General features: G+C 60.4%; 18 protein-coding genes. 13 read left to right on the top strand and 5 right to left on the bottom strand.

The genetic code is table 11. The features are described from left to right. Window positions 1-9: 9 nt before the first annotated feature. Both ACZ5DH_RS09970 and ACZ5DH_RS09965 read right to left on the bottom strand, forming a co-directional pair. Window positions 10-876, bottom strand: a complete 867-nt coding sequence (locus ACZ5DH_RS09970; protein ID WP_464254146.1) for a YitT family protein — start codon at window positions 874-876, stop codon at window positions 10-12. Between the two features lie 26 nt (window positions 877-902). Next, window positions 903-1,700 (bottom strand): sulfite exporter TauE/SafE family protein, encoded by a 798-nt coding sequence (locus ACZ5DH_RS09965; protein ID WP_464254145.1) that lies wholly within the window; start codon window positions 1,698-1,700, stop codon window positions 903-905. A gap of 373 nt (window positions 1,701-2,073) precedes the next feature. Between ACZ5DH_RS09965 and ACZ5DH_RS09960 the strand changes: the two genes are divergently transcribed. The 13 genes from ACZ5DH_RS09960 to ACZ5DH_RS09900 all read left to right on the top strand — a co-directional run bounded on the left by ACZ5DH_RS09960 (window position 2,074) and on the right by ACZ5DH_RS09900 (window position 14,843). Beyond that, window positions 2,074-3,030, top strand: coding sequence for an aspartate carbamoyltransferase catalytic subunit (locus tag ACZ5DH_RS09960; protein WP_464254144.1), 957 nt, complete (start codon window positions 2,074-2,076; stop codon window positions 3,028-3,030). Next, window positions 3,027-4,289: a dihydroorotase gene (locus ACZ5DH_RS09955; protein ID WP_464254143.1), complete on the top strand. Its 1,263-nt coding sequence runs from the start codon at window positions 3,027-3,029 to the stop codon at window positions 4,287-4,289. The genes ACZ5DH_RS09960 and ACZ5DH_RS09955 overlap by 4 nt, the downstream gene beginning before the upstream one ends. 30 nt (window positions 4,290-4,319) lie before the next feature. Beyond that, window positions 4,320-5,780, top strand: coding sequence for an NAD-dependent succinate-semialdehyde dehydrogenase (locus ACZ5DH_RS09950; RefSeq protein WP_464254142.1), 1,461 nt, complete (start codon window positions 4,320-4,322; stop codon window positions 5,778-5,780). Window positions 5,781-6,011: 231 nt separating this feature from the next. Further along, window positions 6,012-6,926, top strand: a complete 915-nt coding sequence (gene amrB, locus ACZ5DH_RS09945; RefSeq protein ID WP_464254141.1) for an AmmeMemoRadiSam system protein B — start codon at window positions 6,012-6,014, stop codon at window positions 6,924-6,926. Between the two features lie 737 nt (window positions 6,927-7,663). Further along, on the top strand, window positions 7,664-8,014 hold the full coding sequence (locus tag ACZ5DH_RS09940) for a NifB/NifX family molybdenum-iron cluster-binding protein (protein WP_464254140.1): 351 nt from the start codon (window positions 7,664-7,666) through the stop codon (window positions 8,012-8,014). A 7-nt stretch (window positions 8,015-8,021) separates the two neighbouring features. Beyond that, window positions 8,022-9,011, top strand: a complete 990-nt coding sequence (locus tag ACZ5DH_RS09935) for a nucleotide-binding protein (protein ID WP_464254139.1) — start codon at window positions 8,022-8,024, stop codon at window positions 9,009-9,011. Continuing rightward, window positions 9,004-9,915, top strand: coding sequence for an ATP-binding protein (locus ACZ5DH_RS09930; protein ID WP_464254138.1), 912 nt, complete (start codon window positions 9,004-9,006; stop codon window positions 9,913-9,915). The genes ACZ5DH_RS09935 and ACZ5DH_RS09930 overlap by 8 nt, the downstream gene beginning before the upstream one ends. An 11-nt stretch (window positions 9,916-9,926) precedes the next feature. Then, window positions 9,927-10,307: a NifB/NifX family molybdenum-iron cluster-binding protein gene (locus ACZ5DH_RS09925; protein WP_464254137.1), complete on the top strand. Its 381-nt coding sequence runs from the start codon at window positions 9,927-9,929 to the stop codon at window positions 10,305-10,307. 8 nt (window positions 10,308-10,315) lie between these two features. Next, window positions 10,316-10,693 carry a response regulator receiver protein gene (locus tag ACZ5DH_RS09920; protein WP_464254136.1) on the top strand — a complete coding sequence of 126 codons (378 nt, stop codon included), beginning with the start codon at window positions 10,316-10,318 and terminating at the stop codon, window positions 10,691-10,693. A gap of 232 nt (window positions 10,694-10,925) precedes the next feature. Further along, complete coding sequence (locus ACZ5DH_RS09915; protein WP_464254135.1) at window positions 10,926-11,636, top strand: DUF134 domain-containing protein; 711 nt, start codon at window positions 10,926-10,928, stop codon at window positions 11,634-11,636. Between the two features lie 142 nt (window positions 11,637-11,778). Further along, entirely contained in the window at window positions 11,779-12,438 is a 660-nt protein-coding gene (locus ACZ5DH_RS09910; RefSeq protein WP_464254134.1) for a TetR/AcrR family transcriptional regulator, read from the top strand. A gap of 464 nt (window positions 12,439-12,902) precedes the next feature. Continuing rightward, entirely contained in the window at window positions 12,903-14,255 is a 1,353-nt protein-coding gene (locus tag ACZ5DH_RS09905) for an MATE family efflux transporter (protein ID WP_464254133.1), read from the top strand. 60 nt (window positions 14,256-14,315) lie between these two features. Beyond that, window positions 14,316-14,843 carry a metal-dependent transcriptional regulator gene (locus tag ACZ5DH_RS09900; RefSeq protein WP_464254132.1) on the top strand — a complete coding sequence of 176 codons (528 nt, stop codon included), beginning with the start codon at window positions 14,316-14,318 and terminating at the stop codon, window positions 14,841-14,843. Between the two features lie 172 nt (window positions 14,844-15,015). Here the strand turns inward: ACZ5DH_RS09900 and ACZ5DH_RS09895 are convergent, their stop codons facing one another. From ACZ5DH_RS09895 to ACZ5DH_RS09885, 3 genes are read right to left on the bottom strand one after another with little or no spacing between them, the layout of a single operon-like run. Next, on the bottom strand, window positions 15,016-15,876 hold the full coding sequence (locus ACZ5DH_RS09895) for a TonB family protein (protein WP_464254131.1): 861 nt from the start codon (window positions 15,874-15,876) through the stop codon (window positions 15,016-15,018). Then, a complete protein-coding gene (locus ACZ5DH_RS09890; RefSeq protein ID WP_464254130.1) occupies window positions 15,833-16,231 on the bottom strand; it encodes an ExbD/TolR family protein in 399 nt (132 codons plus the stop codon). The genes ACZ5DH_RS09895 and ACZ5DH_RS09890 overlap by 44 nt, the downstream gene beginning before the upstream one ends. Window positions 16,232-16,240: 9 nt before the next feature. Beyond that, the gene (locus ACZ5DH_RS09885) at window positions 16,241-16,945 is read right to left on the bottom strand and encodes a MotA/TolQ/ExbB proton channel family protein (protein ID WP_464254129.1); all 705 of its coding nucleotides are present in this window, start codon (window positions 16,943-16,945) and stop codon (window positions 16,241-16,243) included. Between the last annotated feature and the right edge of the window lie 2 nt (window positions 16,946-16,947).

The following is a 16,947-nucleotide window of genomic DNA, read 5'->3' as shown; positions in this document are numbered from 1 at the left end:
GTGCTGCTCCTACCTGCTCCTGCGTGCGAACTGCCCGCCGGAAACGTAAAAGGTGTTTTCAACAATGAAAAGGGCGTTGCGGTCAATGCTGAAGACCAGATTTTCCAGTCGCTTGAGGGCGATATTGTTGGTGACTGTGAGCAGGATTTCACGGTCAGAGCCGGAGTAGGCCCCCTTGCCCCGCAGCATGGTTGCCCCGAAGCGTTCCGTCACCAGTATGGCTTCGCTGATTTCTTCGCCGTGATCGGAAATGATGAAGACCAGTTTGCGCCGGTTGAACATGCCCAGCACGAATTCAAGCGTGTTGGACGAAATGAACATCATGATCATCGAAGCCACAATAAGATCAATGGGCAGGCGGTAGGATCCCAGCAGAAAAAGCAGGCCGTTGAAAATGACGTTGAACTGCCCGATGGAAAAATTCCAGCGGTCCTTGAGCACCACGGCAATAACGTCCGTGCCGCCGCCGCTGCCAAGGGTCCGCAGCATCAGGCCCCCGGCGGTGCCGTGCAGCACGCCGCCAACCACTGCGGCATACAGTTCACTTTGCAGCGGGATGGTGAAGTTGATGAAAAAGCTGAAGACCGTCGTGCACAGGGTGCCGTAGGCCGTGTAGAGGAGAAAGCGTTTTCCGACAAAAAACCAGCCGAAAATGTAAACGGGCACGCAAAACAGGGCGTTCCACACAAGGGGGGTGAGCGTTCCTGTCCAGTAGTTGGTGAGCAGGGACACACCCATGATGCCCCCGGCGAGAAAGTCGTGGGGGGCTGCAACGCTCTGGATGCAGATGGTCGTAAGCAGGCCGCCCAAGGTCAGCAGAAAGAGATTCCACCAGACGGATTCGGCCAACTTGTGGTTGTAGGAATAGAGTTTCATGTTCCTATCTTGACAGTAATTGCGGTTTACAGCAATCCCCAGGCCATTTTGGCGGCCACAATAATCAGAAAGCAGGCAAAGCCGCGCTTGAGCCTGTCTGCGGGCAGGGCGTGCGACAGCCTGGCCCCGAGAGGCGCGGTGAGAAAACTGGCCGAAGCTATGCCCAGCAAGGCCCACAGGTTCACAAAACCCAGCGACATGGAGGGAAGGTCCGGTCGGCCCCATCCGCCCACAATGAAGCCCAGCGTTCCCGCCACCGCTATGGGAAAGCCGATGGCGGCCGAGGTGCCCACGGCGTGGTGCAGGGGCACGTTGCAGGAAGACATGAAGGGCACGGAAAGCGAGCCGCCGCCAATGCCCACAAAGCTTGAAATAAGGCCGATGCCCAGGCCCACGCCAGACGTGCCGACAAAGCCGGGCATGTTGCGGGTGGCCGGGGGCCGGTAACCGGAGAGCATCTGGACAGACACCACCAGCAGAAAACAGATGAAGATGATCTTGAGGGCAAGCGTAGGCATGTGCGTGGCGACAAGGCCGCCCACAAAAGTGCCGAGGAGGATGCCCGGCGTAATGTTGCGGAAGATGTCCCAGTGCACGGCTCCGCGTTTGTTGTGGGCGCGGGCGCTGGAAATGGAGGTGATCATGATGCTGGCAAGGGACGTTCCCAGCGCCATTTGCTGCACGTATTCGGCCGGCACGCCGACATTGGGAAATATGGCCACCATCATGGGTACCAGCACAATACCCCCGCCCACGCCCAACAGCCCGGCCAGCACCCCGGCCACAGCTCCACATGCAAGATAAATCGCAAGAGTCAAAAGCATTGGTCACATCCTCCACAAAAGAGCCTGAGGAAAACAATGGCGAAAAGCGCCGGGCCTCACAGTCCGAACCGCGTCCGGGCTGGCACCGCATGGCCGCGCCGCCCTGAAGGCGGTATTGCCCTCCTTTAACTAGACAATGGCCCTGCGGGCGTCAACAGACTTTTTGCTTTACAAAGGCCTTTTGCGCGCCTACAAATCAGACATGATGTTTGCCGCTCCTGTACTCCGCATATTCAGGAGGGCGCCTTTGCCGGTGCCCGGTGTGCACGATTTTTCAAAATTTACGTCGCTCCGGATCAGGGCCGCAAGCTCTCCCGCCGTTCCCCGTTGAAAAGTCAGCGGGGTTTTTTTTTACCTTTTACACAGTACTGCCATGAATACCGACAACCGTTACCACTGGTCACACAAGGATCTTCTGGATGTAACCCAGTTGAGCAGGGCCGATACCCTGCATCTTCTGGACCTGGCCGCCAGCTTTCAGGAAATAAACACCCGACCCGTTAAAAAGGTGCCCACGCTCAAAGGCAAGACTGTGGTGCTTTTTTTTGTGGAAGACAGCACCCGCACCAAGACTTCCTTTGATGTGGCGGGCAAACGCCTGTCTGCGGATACCTTTTCTCTGGGCAAGAGCGGCTCGAGCCTCAACAAGGGCGAAAGTCTCAAGGACACGGCCCTGACGCTGCAGGCCATGTCGCCTGACGTCATTGTCATCCGCCATTCCAGCAGCGGCGCGGCCCGTTATATCGCGGAGCTGCTGCCCTGCGGCGTGGTCAATGGCGGCGACGGCTGGCACGCCCACCCCACGCAGGCCCTTCTGGACTGCTTCAGTCTGCGCCAGGCATGGGGTAACACCTTTGAAGGACGCACGCTGCTCATCCTTGGCGACATCGCCCACAGCCGGGTGGCGCGGTCCAATATCCATCTGCTGACCAGCCTCGGCGTACGCGTGCGGGTCTGCGCCCCGCGCACCCTGCTGCCCGCCGGGGTGGACCACTGGCCTGTGGAAGTGTATACAAATCTTGATGAGGCCGTGCGCGATGTGGACGCCACCATGTGTCTGCGCTTGCAGCTGGAACGCCAGCAGGCCGGGCTTCTGCCCGATCTTGCCGAATACTCGCGGCGCTTCTGTCTGGGCCTCAGACATATGGAGATGGCCCGGCCAGGGGCCAAGGTGCTGCATCCCGGTCCCATGAACCGGGGACTGGAAATTTCCGATGATATGGCCGACGCCCCCGCCAGTCTGGTGCTGAACCAGGTGGCCGCGGGCGTGGCGACGCGCATGGCCGTGCTCTATCTTCTGGCCACGCGCAACGATGGAGGACGCGCATGAGGCTTTGCATCAAAAACGCCCGTCACCTGGAGGCTCCCGTGGACCTTCTGGTGGACGACGATACAATCATGACCATGACCCCGTCGGGCCATCACGAGGCCCCCGAGGGTTGCGAAATTTTTGACGCTCGCGGCCTCGTGCTCATGCCCAGCCTTATCGACGCGCATGTTCACCTGCGCGAACCCGGTTTTGAATATAAGGAAGATGTGGCTTCAGGACTTGAAGCCGCAGCGCGGGGCGGCTTTGGCGCTGTTATGTGCATGGCCAACACCAAACCGGTGAATGATACGGCCAGCGTCACCCGCCACATGCTGGACAGGGCGAGGCAAAGCCACCCCCACGGCCCCCGGCTTTTCCCCATCGCGGCGGCCACCATCGGCCTCAAGGGCGAGATGATGGCCCCCCTGGCCGAGCTCAAGGAGGCTGGCTGTGTGGCCGTGTCCAATGACGGCCGCCCCCTGGAAAACGCCGAACTTGTGCGCCGCATTATGGAATACGCCGCGGACCTCGGCCTGATCCTCATTGACCACTGCGAGGACCCGCACCTGGCGCGCGGCTGGATCATGCACGAAGGGCATGTCAGCGGCCTTCTGGGGCTCAAGGGGCAACCGGCCTCCGGAGAGGCCATACAGGCCGCCCGCGATATCATGCTTGCAGAGTATCTTGATATTCCTGTGCATATTGCTCATGTTTCCGCCGCCTTGACCGTAGACCTCATACGCTGGGCCAAGCAGCGCGGCGTGAAGGTCAGCGCCGAGACCTGCCCGCACTATCTGCTGCTGGACGAAAGAGCCCTGGAGAACTATAGTGTTCAGGCCAAGGTGAGCCCTCCGCTGCGCACGGCGCATGACCGGGAAGTGCTGCGCGAAGCCGTGAAAACGGGTGTTGTGGACATTCTTGTGACTGACCACGCGCCGCACGCGGCCCACGAAAAAGACGGCACTCTGGACGGAGCCCCCTGCGGCTTCACAGGTCTTGATCTGGCTCTTGGCCTTACCTGGAAGCTTGTGGAAGCGGACATTTTGGTCGAATCCGACGTGCACCGCCTGTGGTGCCGCCGCCCGGCTGAAATTTTCGGCCTGCCCTGGAACGGCTTCGCCCCTGGCGACCCGGCGGACTTCTTTTTGTTTGACCCGAATGAAGCATGGACGGCTTCGCGGCAGACCATGCACTCTAAAAGCCTGAACACGCCCTTTTTGGGGCAGACCTTGCGCGGGCGCGTCAAGCACCATTGGATGGGAGGCAGACAACTGTTCTGACCCCCTGCCCGCGCCATAACGGGGGCCCTCATGCACCAGATATTGCAGGATAAAAGTCTGTTCCGTCCCCATTGCCTTATTAACGGGCAATGGCGTGACGCGGCGGACAAGAGTGTTCTTGACGTCATCAATCCGGCCAACGGCAAGCTGCTTGGGCAGGTGCCCAACTGCGGGGCTGATGAAGCCCGGCTTGCCGTTGAAGCCGCCCACAGCGCCTTTGCCCTCTGGAAAGATAAAACCCCGCAGGAGCGCGGGGCCTACCTTCATGCCTGGGAGCAGGCCATACGCGCCAACCTTGAAGACCTGGCCCGTCTGCTCACCCTTGAGCAGGGCAAGCCCCTGGCTGAAGCCAGGGCGGAAATCCTTCAGGGAGCCTCCTACTTTCCCTGGTATGCCGAAGAGGCCCGTCGTGTGAGCGGCGAGGTGGTGCCCGAGTTCCGGCAGGGCGTGCAGGCGCTTACCCGGCACGCCCCCCTGGGCGTTGCCGTGGCCATTACCCCGTGGAACTTCCCCATGTCTATGATTCCCCGCAAGGTGGCCCCGGCCCTGGCAGCGGGGTGCACTGCCATTGTCAAACCCGCCAGCGCCACGCCGTACAGCGCTCTGGCCATGGCTGAGCTGGCCATGCGGGTGGGCATTCCCGCCGGGGTTTTCAACGTGATCACGGGCAGCGCCAAGGCTATCGGCTCTGTTGTTACCGAAAGTCCTCTGGTACGCAAACTCAGCTTTACCGGGTCTACTCCCGTGGGCAAAACCCTCGCCGTCCAGTGCGCCTTCACCTTGAAGAAGGTGTCGCTGGAGCTGGGCGGCAACGCGCCATTCATTGTTTTTGATGACGCGGACCTGGACCTGGCGGCGCGCGTGGGCATGGGCAACAAGTTTCGCAATGCGGGGCAAACCTGCATCTGCGCCAACCGTTTTCTGGTGCACAAGGACGTGTTTGACGCCTTTGTGCGCCGTCTGCTGCAAGGCATCCGCGACCTTCAGGTGGGTGACGGGCTCAAGCCCGGCACCACCATGGGGCCGCTCATCAACGCCGAAGCCGTGGCCCATGTGGACGCCCTCGTGCGCGACGCCCTTGAAAAGGGAGCCCGCCGCGTAGCAGGATGCCAGACCCACAGCCTTGGCGGCAACTTTTACGAACCTTCGCTGCTGACGGGCATGACGCCCGAAATGCGCATCTTCCGTGAGGAAATATTCGGGCCTGTGGCTGCCGTCATGTCCTTTGAGGACGAAGAAGAGGCCGTGGCTCTGGCCAATGATACGGAATATGGCCTCGCGTCCTATGTCTGCACGCGCGACATGGCGCGTACCTGGCGACTGTGGAAGAACCTTCAGTATGGCATGGTGGGCGTCAACGACGCCGGACTGGCCTCGGCGGAAACGCCTTTTGGCGGCGTCAAGGGCAGTGGCGTGGGGCGTGAAGGCGGCCGTGAAGGGCTGCTCGAATATATGGAAACCCACTACGCGCTGTTGGGCGGTCTCGACTAACCAAAAACAAAAGGACGAAAACAGGCACCAGAACCCTGCTTGTATGCGTTTTGCACGTGTGCTCTGAAGATCCCTGGGATTTGATGGGTGCTCATTCTGCAATGGCGGCGGGTTGACGCGCGTAAGGCCGCGCGCAAAGCCTGACGGCTTTCACGCCTGATCAGGCCCGGTCAGACCCGTTGCGCGGGGTTCGCAGCGTTAATTCAGATGCGCCATATTCCGGGAGCGGCCATGAGTATACGACATCCCATTGCGGCAGGCCGTTTTTATCCTGCCGAGGCTGGTCAGTTAAAAAAAGAAGTCGGGGCATGGCTTATGGCGGCGGCCGTTCCTGCAGGCTCCGTGTCGGACGAGCACCCGCACGATGCCGGCTCACGCCTGCTGGGCCTTGTACTGCCTCACGCCGGCTATGTTTACTGTGGCCGCATTATAGGAGCCACGCTGGCCGCCCCGTGGGGCAACTCCACAACAGGAGCCAGTTTGCCGCGGCGGCTTTTTATCCTGTCTCCCAACCATACGGGCCAGGGGAAGCCTCTGGGCGTCTGGGCCGAAGGCCAGTGGCTCACGCCGCTGGGGCCGATGCCGGTGGACGAAGAACTGGCCCAGGCCCTTATTCTGGCTCCGGGCGGCTACTCACCGGACGAGCTTAGTCACCTGGGCGAGCATTCCATTGAAGTTCTGCTGCCTTTCCTGCAAAGTCTGCCCGGCAACGCCGCCGAAGAGGACGGGGAGCCCGCGCTTCGTACCATTGCGCCCGTATGCGTGGGAACCCGCAGGCCCGATGCGCTGCGCGCCGCCGGGCAGGCCCTGGCGCAGGTGATAACGGATTTCAGCGCCAGAGGGCAGGATGTGGGCATCATCGTCAGTTCGGACTTGAACCACTACCAGAACCAGGAGCAGACCTTGCACAAGGACGCGCAGGCCCTGGCGCAGGCCCTGGCCTGTGATCCCGACGGTCTGCTGGCCGTTGTGGAGCGTGAGGGCATTACCATGTGCGGGGCCGGACCGCTGGCCCTGGCCCTGTTTGCCGCGCGCGCCCTTGGAAATCCCTGGGCCGAGCTCTGCCTCTACGACACTTCGGCCGCGGCATCCGGCGATACCAGCCGGGTTGTGGGCTATGCCGGGTTGCGCTTCGGGCTCGTCTAGACTGTGTCGTCACGAGCGCCTTTCCTGGTATTTCTGTGTCGAACTTCGCCTTTTATTCCGGTCGAGTACCATCAGAGTACACTCCCTGCATAAAAGGCTTGTTCTCCTTGATATACCAGGAAATTCATCTCGTGCCGACACAGTCCGGATAACGGAGCCACGAGCGCCTTTCCTGGTATTTCTGTGTCGAATTCCAACGGTACATGCTCTGAGTGGGCGGCAGCTTAACAGCCCTCTGATTTACGGCGGCCTTTTCATGCACTCATGCTCATGAAAAGGCCGTTTTTTTGTTTTGTTGCCTGTGTCGCCCCCGTATAATCAGTATCTGGGGCAGAGACTCCTTAGAGCGATTTAACTAGCGATGCTGTCGCCATCCGTAAGGCTTCTTCGTCGCCTAACGGCTGCCGCTTGAAATTGCTCTGCGGCTGCGGGAGCAGACGCCCGCCGCAGAGGCGCAAGCGCAGTTTCAGCAAGGCGCTGCCTCAAAAGTCACTGCTTGAGACCAGCAACTCTCTTATAGTTCAGCAAAAGACGATAAGAGTTTTAGGGGGTGGGGGTGTGGGGGAGGAGACCCTTTTGCAAAAGGGTCCCTCCCCCACAAAGTATAAAGCGGCCCTGAACCGGCCCTTTTTTCGTCGCAAAAATCCGGCACATTGGCTTGACATTCGGCGCGTGAAGATTATGCTCATTTGAGCAAAACTAATGGCGCGGCCTCGGCTGCGCAAAGGAGCGAATTTATGAAAATCGCCGTCTCAAGCGAAGGGCCGGGTCTGGATTCCCAGGTTGATCCGCGTTTCGGGCGTGCCGCCGGATTCGTGGTGGTGGATACGGAAAGCATGACAGCGGAATATGTCGATAACGGGGCCTCTCAGGTCATGGCGCAAGGCGCGGGTATACAGACGGCCGAGCGCCTGTCGTCTCTGGGCGTTGGCGCCGTGCTCAGCGGGTACGTTGGTCCCAAGGCTTTCACCGCTTTGCGGGCTGCGGGCATGCAGGTGTATCAGGACCTGGACGGCCGCAGCGTGGGCGAAGCCGTGCGCTGCTATACCGAAGGCTCCGTCAGCCCGGCCGCAGCGCCCAACAAGTAGGACTGCCATGCGCATTGCATTTGCCAGCGGCAAGGGAGGCGCGGGAAAAACCACGGTGGCGGCTTCACTGGCCGTGGTCTGGCCGCGGCCCTGCCTGATAGTTGACGCCGATGTGGAGGCTCCGAACCTGCATCTTTTCCTGCATCCTGATCTGGACGCGCCCCAACCCGTGTATCTGACCGTGCCGGAACTCGATGCGGAAAAATGCACGGCCTGTGGGGCATGCGCTGACATATGCGCCTACAAGGCCATTGCCATGCTGGGGGGAAAGCCCACAATTTTCGCGGATATGTGTCATGGCTGCGGCGGCTGTTTCGAGGTTTGCGGACCCGCAGCCCTGAGCAGGGGCCGACGCGAACTGGGCAGCCTGCAATGGGGCCGGTGGAACCTGAATCCTGCCCGTGAGCAGGCCCTGCTTATGGGAAAAAGCCGGGTAGGCGAGGCCATGTCGCCGCCCCTGCTGCGCGCTCTTGAGCAGGCTTCTGCTTCCGGCGCTGGCGCTGCTGCGCCAGACGGCCCGGATATCCTCATTGATTCGCCCCCCGGCGTGAGCTGCCCGGCCATGACCACGGCCCGTATGGCGGACGCTCTTGTTCTGGTGGCGGAGTCCACGCCCTTCGGCATATACGATTTCAAGCTGGCCCACGCGGCCTTCAGAAAACTTGGCCTGTCCCTGGCAGTTGTCATGAACCGGGCAGGCATGCCAGGCAATGAAGCCGGCGATGCGGCCCTTGAGCAGTATTGCGCTGCGGAAAGTTTGCCCCTGCTGGCCCGGTTGCCCTTTGATATTCAGGCCGCCGAGGGCTATGCGCGCGGGCATCTGCCGCCGACGGGGCCAGGCGCCAATGCCCCGGCATGGCGCCGGCGTTTTGAAAGCCTGCAACAGGCGCTGCGCCGGTGGATTGGCGGCCAGCCCCGGCAGGACACTGCGCGCCAGCCGGAAACGGTGGAGCGGCTTTGTGACGGGCAGGGCGCTGCGGAGGCACGGCATGCGTGAAATAGTTGTTATCAGCGGCAAGGGCGGCACGGGCAAGACGACGCTCTGCGCTTCCCTGGCTGCCCTGGCCCATCGTGAGGGGCTGAATCCCGTTCTCTGTGATCTGGACGTTGACGTGCCCGACCTGCACATCATCTTTAATCCCCGCATGGAGCAGGAGCAGCCGTTTATTTCGGGAAATACCGCGGTCATTGACGAAGCCGCCTGTACACAGTGCGGGCGCTGTTTGGAGCTTTGCCAGTTCGGGGCCGTGCATTTGAAAGACGGCGTGTTCCACATCGGCGCACTGGACTGCGAGGGCTGCGGCGTATGCCACAGACTGTGCCCTGCCGGGGCCATTGAATTTCCCGAGCGGCATTGTGGAACCTGGTATCTGAGCCGCACGCGCTTCGGCACTTTTGTGCACGCGCAGCTTGAACCCGGCCAGGAAAATTCGGGCCGACTGGTGGGCCTGCTCAAGCAGAAGGCGCGCGAGATCGCCGCAGCCGAAAATGGCGGCCTCATCCTTTGCGACGGTTCGCCGGGCATAGGTTGCCCTGTCATCAGTTCGCTCTCGGGGGCCACCCTGGCTGTGGCCGTGGTGGAACCCACACCGTCGGGGCGGCACGATTTCGAGCGTGTGGCGGACCTGTGCGGGCATTTTCGCATTCCAATCGCGGTGATCATCAACAAGGCGGACCTCAATGGCGACGAAGCTCGCGCCATCGAAGAGCAGGCCGCCCGGCGCGGGCACGCGCTGGCGGGGCGGCTGCCTTTCAGCCCCCTTGTGACGGAGGCCATGATCAGGGGCGAGGCCCTGACCGAAAGGGATTCTCCTCTGGCCAGCGAGCTGGAGCGGATATGGCGGCGCATCCGCGCCATGGCTGACAAGCCCGCCCGGCGGGCCAACATCAACACTTTATAGGACACATCATCATGAGCAAGACAGTTCTGGCCATTCCTTCCGAACTCCCTGGCGGTATGGACGCTGGCATGGGCATGCATTTCGGCCATTGCGCCATCTATACCGTAGTGGAAGTGGAAAACGGCGCTGTGACGGCCCAGTCCACGCTGCCGTCCATACCGCACCAGCAGGGCGGCTGCATGGCTCCCGTGCAGTATCTGGCCGAGCATGGCGTTACGGCTCTGCTGGCGGGCGGTATGGGCATGCGCCCCCTCATGGGCTTTAACCAGATGCATATTGACGTCTTTTTCGCCGGCAACTATCCCACAGTGGGGCAGGCGGTCGAGGCTTTTTGCGCGGGCAAGCTCAATCGCTTCAGCACAGACCAGACCTGCGGCGGCGGGGCGCACTAGGGGCGGCCATGAAGAACAGGCGTATCCTGTTGCAAACACCCCGGCCCGAAGCCTGGGAGGCGTTTGTGGCGCAGCTGCGACATGACGGCTGCACGGTGTGTATGGCGGCAACAATCGACCAGTGCAAGGAAGCGGCGCGGCGCGATATCCCTGTTCTGGCGCTTCTTGACCCGCCTTCCGGCGATCACGCGCGGGCCTGGGTGATGGATCTTATGATGATTGATGCAGGAATGCACACCGCCGTTGTGACTGAAATGGACGAAGGCGTCTTTCATGACGTCATGGAAGGTCTGGGAATACTGACGCCGCTTCCGCCTGAACCGACCGCGTCCGATGCCCGCAGGGTGCTCGGGCTTTTGGAGCGGGTGGAGAGCCTTGGCGGATAACTGAGTTTTGCCGGACGTACATGTCTGATATATTCAGGTATCCGATACATATGCGGAACCGGTTTTCCTTCGCCGGTTCCGCGTATTTTTATCCTAATGCACTGTGTGTATTGCCATGCAATGTCATATAGTTAACGCGAGTCATGCAATGCAGCCAGTGCCAGATACGAATGCTCTTGACGTGCGTCATTCCGTGCCGTAGGTTATAATAAAATTGTATCAGCGTGAGATTATGCCAAGACCCAGTCATTGCAGGCGCGTAAGCGCTCTTCCCAAGGCCAGCTATTTCAAGCCCAAGGGCATCCCACTATCAGATCTTGATGAAAGAGTCCTGACGCTGGATGGTCTTGAGGCTTTACGTCTGGCCGATTACGAAGGCCGGAATATGGATGAGGCCGCTGCCCGTATGGGGGTGTCACGACACACCTTCGGCAGGATGCTGCGCCGGGCGCGGCATTGTGTGGCTGAAGCCCTTGTGGACGGATTGGCCCTGCGTATTGAAGGCGGCGTGTGCGCCATGGAGGCTCAGGATGGCGAGGCGTCGTCTTCAGGCTCCGAGGGATTGCTGGTGGCCGTGCCGTCTCAGGAACCCGGAGGCCTTGAGGCCGCGCCGCATGCCCATTTTGGTCGATGTACCGTTTATACCCTGGCCTGGGTCAAGGAAGGCAAGGTGAAAAACGTCACTGTGCGGGCCAATGCCGCGCACTTGCCCGGCGACTGCGGCAGCCCTGTGCAGACCCTGGCCAGTATGGGCGTAAAGGTGCTGCTTGCCGGGGGCATGGGTGTGCGCCCACTGCAGGCCATGCAGGCTGCAGGCATTGCAGTTTATCATAACGCAGGGTTACCCAGCGTGGGGGCTTGCCTTGAAGCTTTTGCCCAAAACATGCTGGCGGCTTTTGGTACCGAACATCTCTGCCGGGGTGGCTGTGCACCGGAAAAATAATATTTTTCAAATCCGGATGTCATGCAAAAGCGCGCCCGCCGTTTGTTGGGGGCGCTTTTGCGTAGGTGTTCCGGAGGTAAAACAGGCACAGCTGTGACGGCATGTGGCCCTCACGGCCATCCTGGCAACATACGGGAATGCCATGAGCAACGAAGTCAAAAATGACGGCAGTTCCCCTGCCGCCGTCAGATTGGCGGATCAGGCGCATCCAGCGACAGAGCAAGGCAAATGGGGCCGCAACGCGGCGCAGACCCGGCAGCGTATATTGCTGGCCGCACGCGATCTTTTTGCCAAAGCCCATTATGAAAGCGTGGGTACACGTGAAATTGCGGCCAAAGCAGGGGTGAACATCACGCTTATCAACAGGTACTTCGGGTCCAAAAAAAAGCTGTTCGCGGCAGTGGTGGACTCTTTGGACGAACTCGCCAAAGCGCCGGGAGCAAGCGTGAGGGGCGCTCTGGACAGGGCCCTGGACAACATTGTGTTTGGAGGAGAGCGCGGCAACAGCACCTGGGTGGATGAGTTCCGCATCATTCTTTTTTCCGCACTGAATCCTGAAGTCGCAGATATTATTTCTGTTTTTTTCGACAGAAAGCGTGAGGCACTGCGAGAAAGGCTGCGTGGAGTTGATGTGGTGGCACGGGCTGATATTGCATACGTGCTGCTCATGGGTTCAGCCTTGCTTGTAAGTCTGTCACGCAGCAAAAAATACGGCAAAAAAGAGCGGGAAACTTTTCGGAAAGGCCTTGGGCATGTGCTGGACCAGTTGCTTGGGCCAGAGTGGCAGGCGACTCCGCGCTGACAACCCTTCCCATAAACGTGTCTCAAGCCCGCCCGCAGGAACTGCGGACGGGCTTTTTTAAGCAAACCGTCTTCATGCGGGGGTAGCGCGCTGTCGCTTTGAAAGGCTTTGTGGGGGAGGGACCCTTTTGCAAAAGGGTCTCCTCCCCCACGCCCCCACCCCCTAAAACCTTTATCGTCTTAGAGCAATTTATTTGTGCTGTTAAACGCCGAAATGAGCGTGCCTCAAACTTTGAAAATGTATATTGTCAAAGTTAATCTGCTCCAGTCTGTATGGGCACGGTGGGCAGGTATGGACACGGGTTGGCAGGTATGGGAATGGGGCTGACTGGTATGGCACGGGCTGACCCAAGTGGCTGCTGCCAAAGGAACCACAGCATTTTATCTACTAAAATTACCGCTCTAAATTAATTATTTTAGACTAACTTTATTTGACATTGAGAATTCAGTGCGGCACTATGCCGCATGCCCGAAACCAAGGCCGTTTCCGTCCGCGAAGTAGCGCTTCTCACCATCCCGCAGATGGGTCTGATGTTCTGCTACATGGCCATGTCCATGATCGACCTGTGGGTGGCGGGCCAGCTCAACGAGGGCGTTCTGGCCGCTCTGGGCTTCACCTCGCAGATTCTCACCTTTCTGATGCTGCTGACGGCGGTGGTGGGCAGTGGTTGTCTGGCCATGGTCAGCCAGTCGCTTGGCGCGGGCAAGCCCCTGCGCGCCCGCCGGTATTCCGGCCTGATCGTCTGTCTTTCCTTTACGGCCGGCTCCGTCATTTCGCTGCTCGGGCTTGGCGTGCTTCTGGCCTTGCCCATGACGGATCTGGTGCCGCAGGCCATAGCGCCCATGGTGCGTACCTTTGGTTTTGCCTATGCGGCGCAGCTGCCCTTTTATTACAGCCTTGTCATGCTGAATTCCGTTTTTCGCGCGCACAAGATGGTCTGGCTGCCCACGGCGACGCTGTGCCTTGTGACGGCCATCAAGTTTGTCAGCAGCGTGGGGCTGGGGCTTGGCTGGTGGGGCTTTCCGCAGCTCGGCTACGCCGCGGTGGCCTGGACGACGTTTGCCTCGTCTCTGGCGGGCTTTGTCTGCAATATCATCCTGGCCATGCGCGTGGGCATCCTGCGGGCGTCGTCATTTGCGGCCTGGCGCTGGAACAGGCTGGCCATGCCCCGGCTGTGGCGCGTGGGCGCTCCGGCGGCTCTTGGCAATCTGGCCGGGCATGCGGGCAGCATCGTTATCCTTGCCTGCGTTTCCAGCCTGCCGCTGCACGCGGTGGACTCCATTGCTGCCATGACCCTTGGCATGCGCGTTTTGGGTTTTCTGCTTTTTCCCCTGGCGGGGCTTGGCATGACCCTGACCATCCTTGGCGGGCATCTGCTGGGCGCGGGTATGGGGCGTGAGGGATACGCCCTTGGCATGCGCTATGGCCTGTGGGTGGCTTTGGCCCTGGCTGCGGCCGGGTTGGGTCTGTGCCTCTTCTGTCGACCTGTTGTCATGCTTTTTACCCAGGACCCCGGCACGGTTGAGCTGGCCAAAATGTTTTTGTGGATATCCTGTCTGGTGCTGCCCTTGCAGGGCTTGAGCCAGATGCTGGGCGCGGTGCTGGCAGGCGCGGGAGCCACACGCTTAACCTGCCGGGTGAGCTGCTTCACTACCTGGGGCGTGTCCGTGCCGTTGACCTATGGCCTTGCCCATTGGCTGGAATTCGGAGCCATTGGGGCGTATGTTGGCATGGCGTGCGGCGGCCTGGTTTCTTCTCTCTGGACGCTGCAAATCTATATGCAGAAAAAATGGTTTGGTGGCATACGTGTTCTCTGATACTTGTGATGCACGCCATCCGGTCCACATGTGAAGCTGAAAATGCAAGGAGCTAGCTCAATGGTTCAGGATGAAAAAGATCTTTCTCCTGCCCTGGAAAACTATCTGGCCATCATCTTCAAACAGGAATTCGCCACTGGCGCGTGTCGTCCCAGTGATATAGCCGAGGCTGCCAAGGTCGCCCGTCCTTCGGTGACGAACGCCCTGCGGTCCCTGGCCAGGCGCGGCTACATCAGCTATGAACCCTACAGCCTGGTGAATCTGACGCAAAAGGGCCTTCAGGCGGGGCAACGCCTGGCCCACCGTAATATGGTTCTGCGGGAATTCTTTTCCACGGTGCTGCAACTGCCGGAAGAAACGGCGGCTGACATGGCCTGTAAGCTCGAGCACATCATGCCCGACGACGTCATGATGCGCTGGCGGCTCTTTGTGCTGTACATGCGCCACACCATGCCCCAATGGGAGGGCTGGCTGGAAAAAAGCATAGTTTTGCGCGATGCGCACGCGGCCAAAAAACACCGGTTGCCGAAAGGCGATGAAACGCCCCCGGCAATTGTTAATCGCCGCGATTTTGTGGATGAAGGCTGAGGCCTGCGTCACAACGGTTAAGGCAACGGCTGCCGCGAAGCTCGCTTGAAGACAGCATCGGTTATCCGTAAGCGGCAAAGACCCGCTAACGGCTACCGCAAGTCGTATTTTTCGGCTGAATGACAAATTGTAATGTGCAGCATTTCAACGTTGATTGCTCTAGCTGGAAAAACTATTTCAGCTTGTATTCCACCGGCACGCGCACGCTGAAAGCCGCCCCCTGGACGCCGGTGTTCAGTCCCACCAGCTTTTCTCCCAGTTCCCTGGTGGCGGTGTCCAACGCCGCCTGACCGCAGTGCTTGTCCAGCGCGCTGGCCGTGATGCGTCCCTGGTCGTTCACGCTGACCAGCAGGATCACCAGCCCCTCCGCGCCGCTGCGGCGCGCGTGCTTGGGGTAGTTTTTGTGCTTTTCCACAGCGCTGAGTATCCTGCTCAGGGCCATATTCTTGGTCGAGGCCGGCACGCCGCCCGCAACACCCCCATCTATGCCTCCGGCCCTGCCGCCGGGCACGCCCCCCGGCACGCCGCCCGCAATGCCGCCGTCCGGGCTGCCCTGGGGGTGGCCCTCCTGATTGCGCGGGCCGGGAACCGCATTTTCCTGCCTGGACGGCTGCACCTTTTGCGGCGCGGCCTTGCTTGGCGCGGGCTTGGGCGCCGGGGGCTGAACCTTGGGTTTTTGCTCCGCGACCCTGAGCGTTTCTTCCGGCTTGGGCGTTTCCTTTGGCTGTTCCGGCTCGGCCTGCGGCGGCAGGGCGGCGCTGAAGGGCGAGTCGTCGGCCATGAGGCGTCGATCGACCGGCTTTTGCTCCGGCTCTGTAACTGGCGGCACAAACTCTATCCGCATGGCCAGGGGCACAGGCCCCGCCGCTGCCGCTGGAAGCAGCAGGCGCTGGGATGGCTTTGACAAAGACATGAGCAGCACCGCCAGCACAACGATACCGGATGTTATGCACAGGGCGTAATTGCGGCTGCGCGTCTGTGCAGCCGCGTCATAATGGCTTGGACGCCAATGTCGCTTGAGTGCTGATGACAAAGCGGCCTCCTCTCTTGGTCTTGGCCAGATCCACCACCCCGACGAAGGCGTTGAAGGGCGCCTTTTCGTCCACATGCAGGTTCAGCAGTGCGTCGGGCATTGTTTCCAGCAGGGCGGGCAGGGCCTCCTTGCTGATCTGCTGGCCCGCGTGGTGAATGGTGCCGTCCTGTTTGATGGAAATGACCAGTTCCGGGGTTCGGGTCGAACCCGGATCGGGATTTTCAGCCTTGGGCAGCACAATCTCCAGTATGGGCTTGCTGAACGAGGCCGTGAGAATAAAGAAAAAAAGCATCACGATGATAACGTCCACAAGCGGCGTGAGATCAATGCTGACTTCTTCGTCCAGATCAAACATGGGATCTCCTTATGCGGATTCCGGCTCCGGACTGACGGGGCATGACGCGGGGGCGTCCGCCACGGCGCGCTTCACGGCCGGCGCTGCGGGCATGGCGGGCACTGCGGCGCGGGCATGCCGGGCCGCCCCCTGGCAAAGTTCAAGGGCGCGGTAGCTGTGTTCCACGGCTTCAATATGAAAGCCCTTGAACTTGAGCAGCAGAAAGTAATAGGCGATCAGCATGGGAATGGCCACGCTCAGGCCCATGGCCGTGGTGATGAGCACCTCCCATATGCCTGCCGCCAACTGGGCCGGGTCGGGGGTGGTTGTATCGGCTATGGACTGAAACACGCGCACCATGCCGAGCACCGTGCCCAGCAGGCCCATCAGGGGAGAGATCATGGCCACAAGGCGCAGCCAGCACAGGCTCTTGGTGGTCTGTTCGAAATTGCGGTGGAACAGGTACGCCACCTCAGCCCTGATATCCTGCGAATGTCCGCTGTGGGTCTTGACCACATCACGCACGATGGCGATCAGGGGATTGTCGCTGTTGTTGTTGCGCAGGCAGCGGCTTTCGCCCGTGTTTTCCAGGTCAAGAAAACCGTGCTGGAAGTTTTTCCAGACAAGGGCAAGGTAAAAATAGGTGCGAAAGGCAATGTACACTCCGGCGCAGCCCACAACCACAAGGGCGCAGCCTGCGGGACCAATGGCATTGTAAATGGCGGCCAAATTCATGG

The sequence above is a fragment of the Desulfovibrio simplex genome, from assembly GCF_055387835.1.
This window is presented reverse-complemented; position numbering and strand designations above follow the sequence as displayed.

Bases quoted from the DNA above. Each gene is read 5' to 3' on its own strand.
- amrB (WP_464254141.1), top strand. From the start codon at position 6,012: ATGAGTATACGACATCCCATTGCGGCAGGCCGTTTTTATCCTGCCGAG.
- ACZ5DH_RS09890 (WP_464254130.1), bottom strand. From the start codon at position 16,231: ATGTTTGATCTGGACGAAGAAGTCAGCATTGATCTCACGCCGCTTGTG.
- ACZ5DH_RS09940 (WP_464254140.1), top strand. From the start codon at position 7,664: ATGAAAATCGCCGTCTCAAGCGAAGGGCCGGGTCTGGATTCCCAGGTT.
- ACZ5DH_RS09920 (WP_464254136.1), top strand. From the start codon at position 10,316: ATGAAGAACAGGCGTATCCTGTTGCAAACACCCCGGCCCGAAGCCTGG.
- ACZ5DH_RS09910 (WP_464254134.1), top strand. From the start codon at position 11,779: ATGAGCAACGAAGTCAAAAATGACGGCAGTTCCCCTGCCGCCGTCAGA.
- ACZ5DH_RS09950 (WP_464254142.1), top strand. From the start codon at position 4,320: ATGCACCAGATATTGCAGGATAAAAGTCTGTTCCGTCCCCATTGCCTT.
- ACZ5DH_RS09970 (WP_464254146.1), bottom strand. From the start codon at position 876: ATGAAACTCTATTCCTACAACCACAAGTTGGCCGAATCCGTCTGGTGG.
- ACZ5DH_RS09930 (WP_464254138.1), top strand. From the start codon at position 9,004: ATGCGTGAAATAGTTGTTATCAGCGGCAAGGGCGGCACGGGCAAGACG.
- ACZ5DH_RS09935 (WP_464254139.1), top strand. From the start codon at position 8,022: ATGCGCATTGCATTTGCCAGCGGCAAGGGAGGCGCGGGAAAAACCACG.
- ACZ5DH_RS09905 (WP_464254133.1), top strand. From the start codon at position 12,903: ATGCCCGAAACCAAGGCCGTTTCCGTCCGCGAAGTAGCGCTTCTCACC.
- ACZ5DH_RS09885 (WP_464254129.1), bottom strand. From the start codon at position 16,945: ATGAATTTGGCCGCCATTTACAATGCCATTGGTCCCGCAGGCTGCGCC.
- ACZ5DH_RS09925 (WP_464254137.1), top strand. From the start codon at position 9,927: ATGAGCAAGACAGTTCTGGCCATTCCTTCCGAACTCCCTGGCGGTATG.
- ACZ5DH_RS09900 (WP_464254132.1), top strand. From the start codon at position 14,316: ATGGTTCAGGATGAAAAAGATCTTTCTCCTGCCCTGGAAAACTATCTG.
- ACZ5DH_RS09960 (WP_464254144.1), top strand. From the start codon at position 2,074: ATGAATACCGACAACCGTTACCACTGGTCACACAAGGATCTTCTGGAT.
- ACZ5DH_RS09915 (WP_464254135.1), top strand. From the start codon at position 10,926: ATGCCAAGACCCAGTCATTGCAGGCGCGTAAGCGCTCTTCCCAAGGCC.
- ACZ5DH_RS09955 (WP_464254143.1), top strand. From the start codon at position 3,027: ATGAGGCTTTGCATCAAAAACGCCCGTCACCTGGAGGCTCCCGTGGAC.
- ACZ5DH_RS09965 (WP_464254145.1), bottom strand. From the start codon at position 1,700: ATGCTTTTGACTCTTGCGATTTATCTTGCATGTGGAGCTGTGGCCGGG.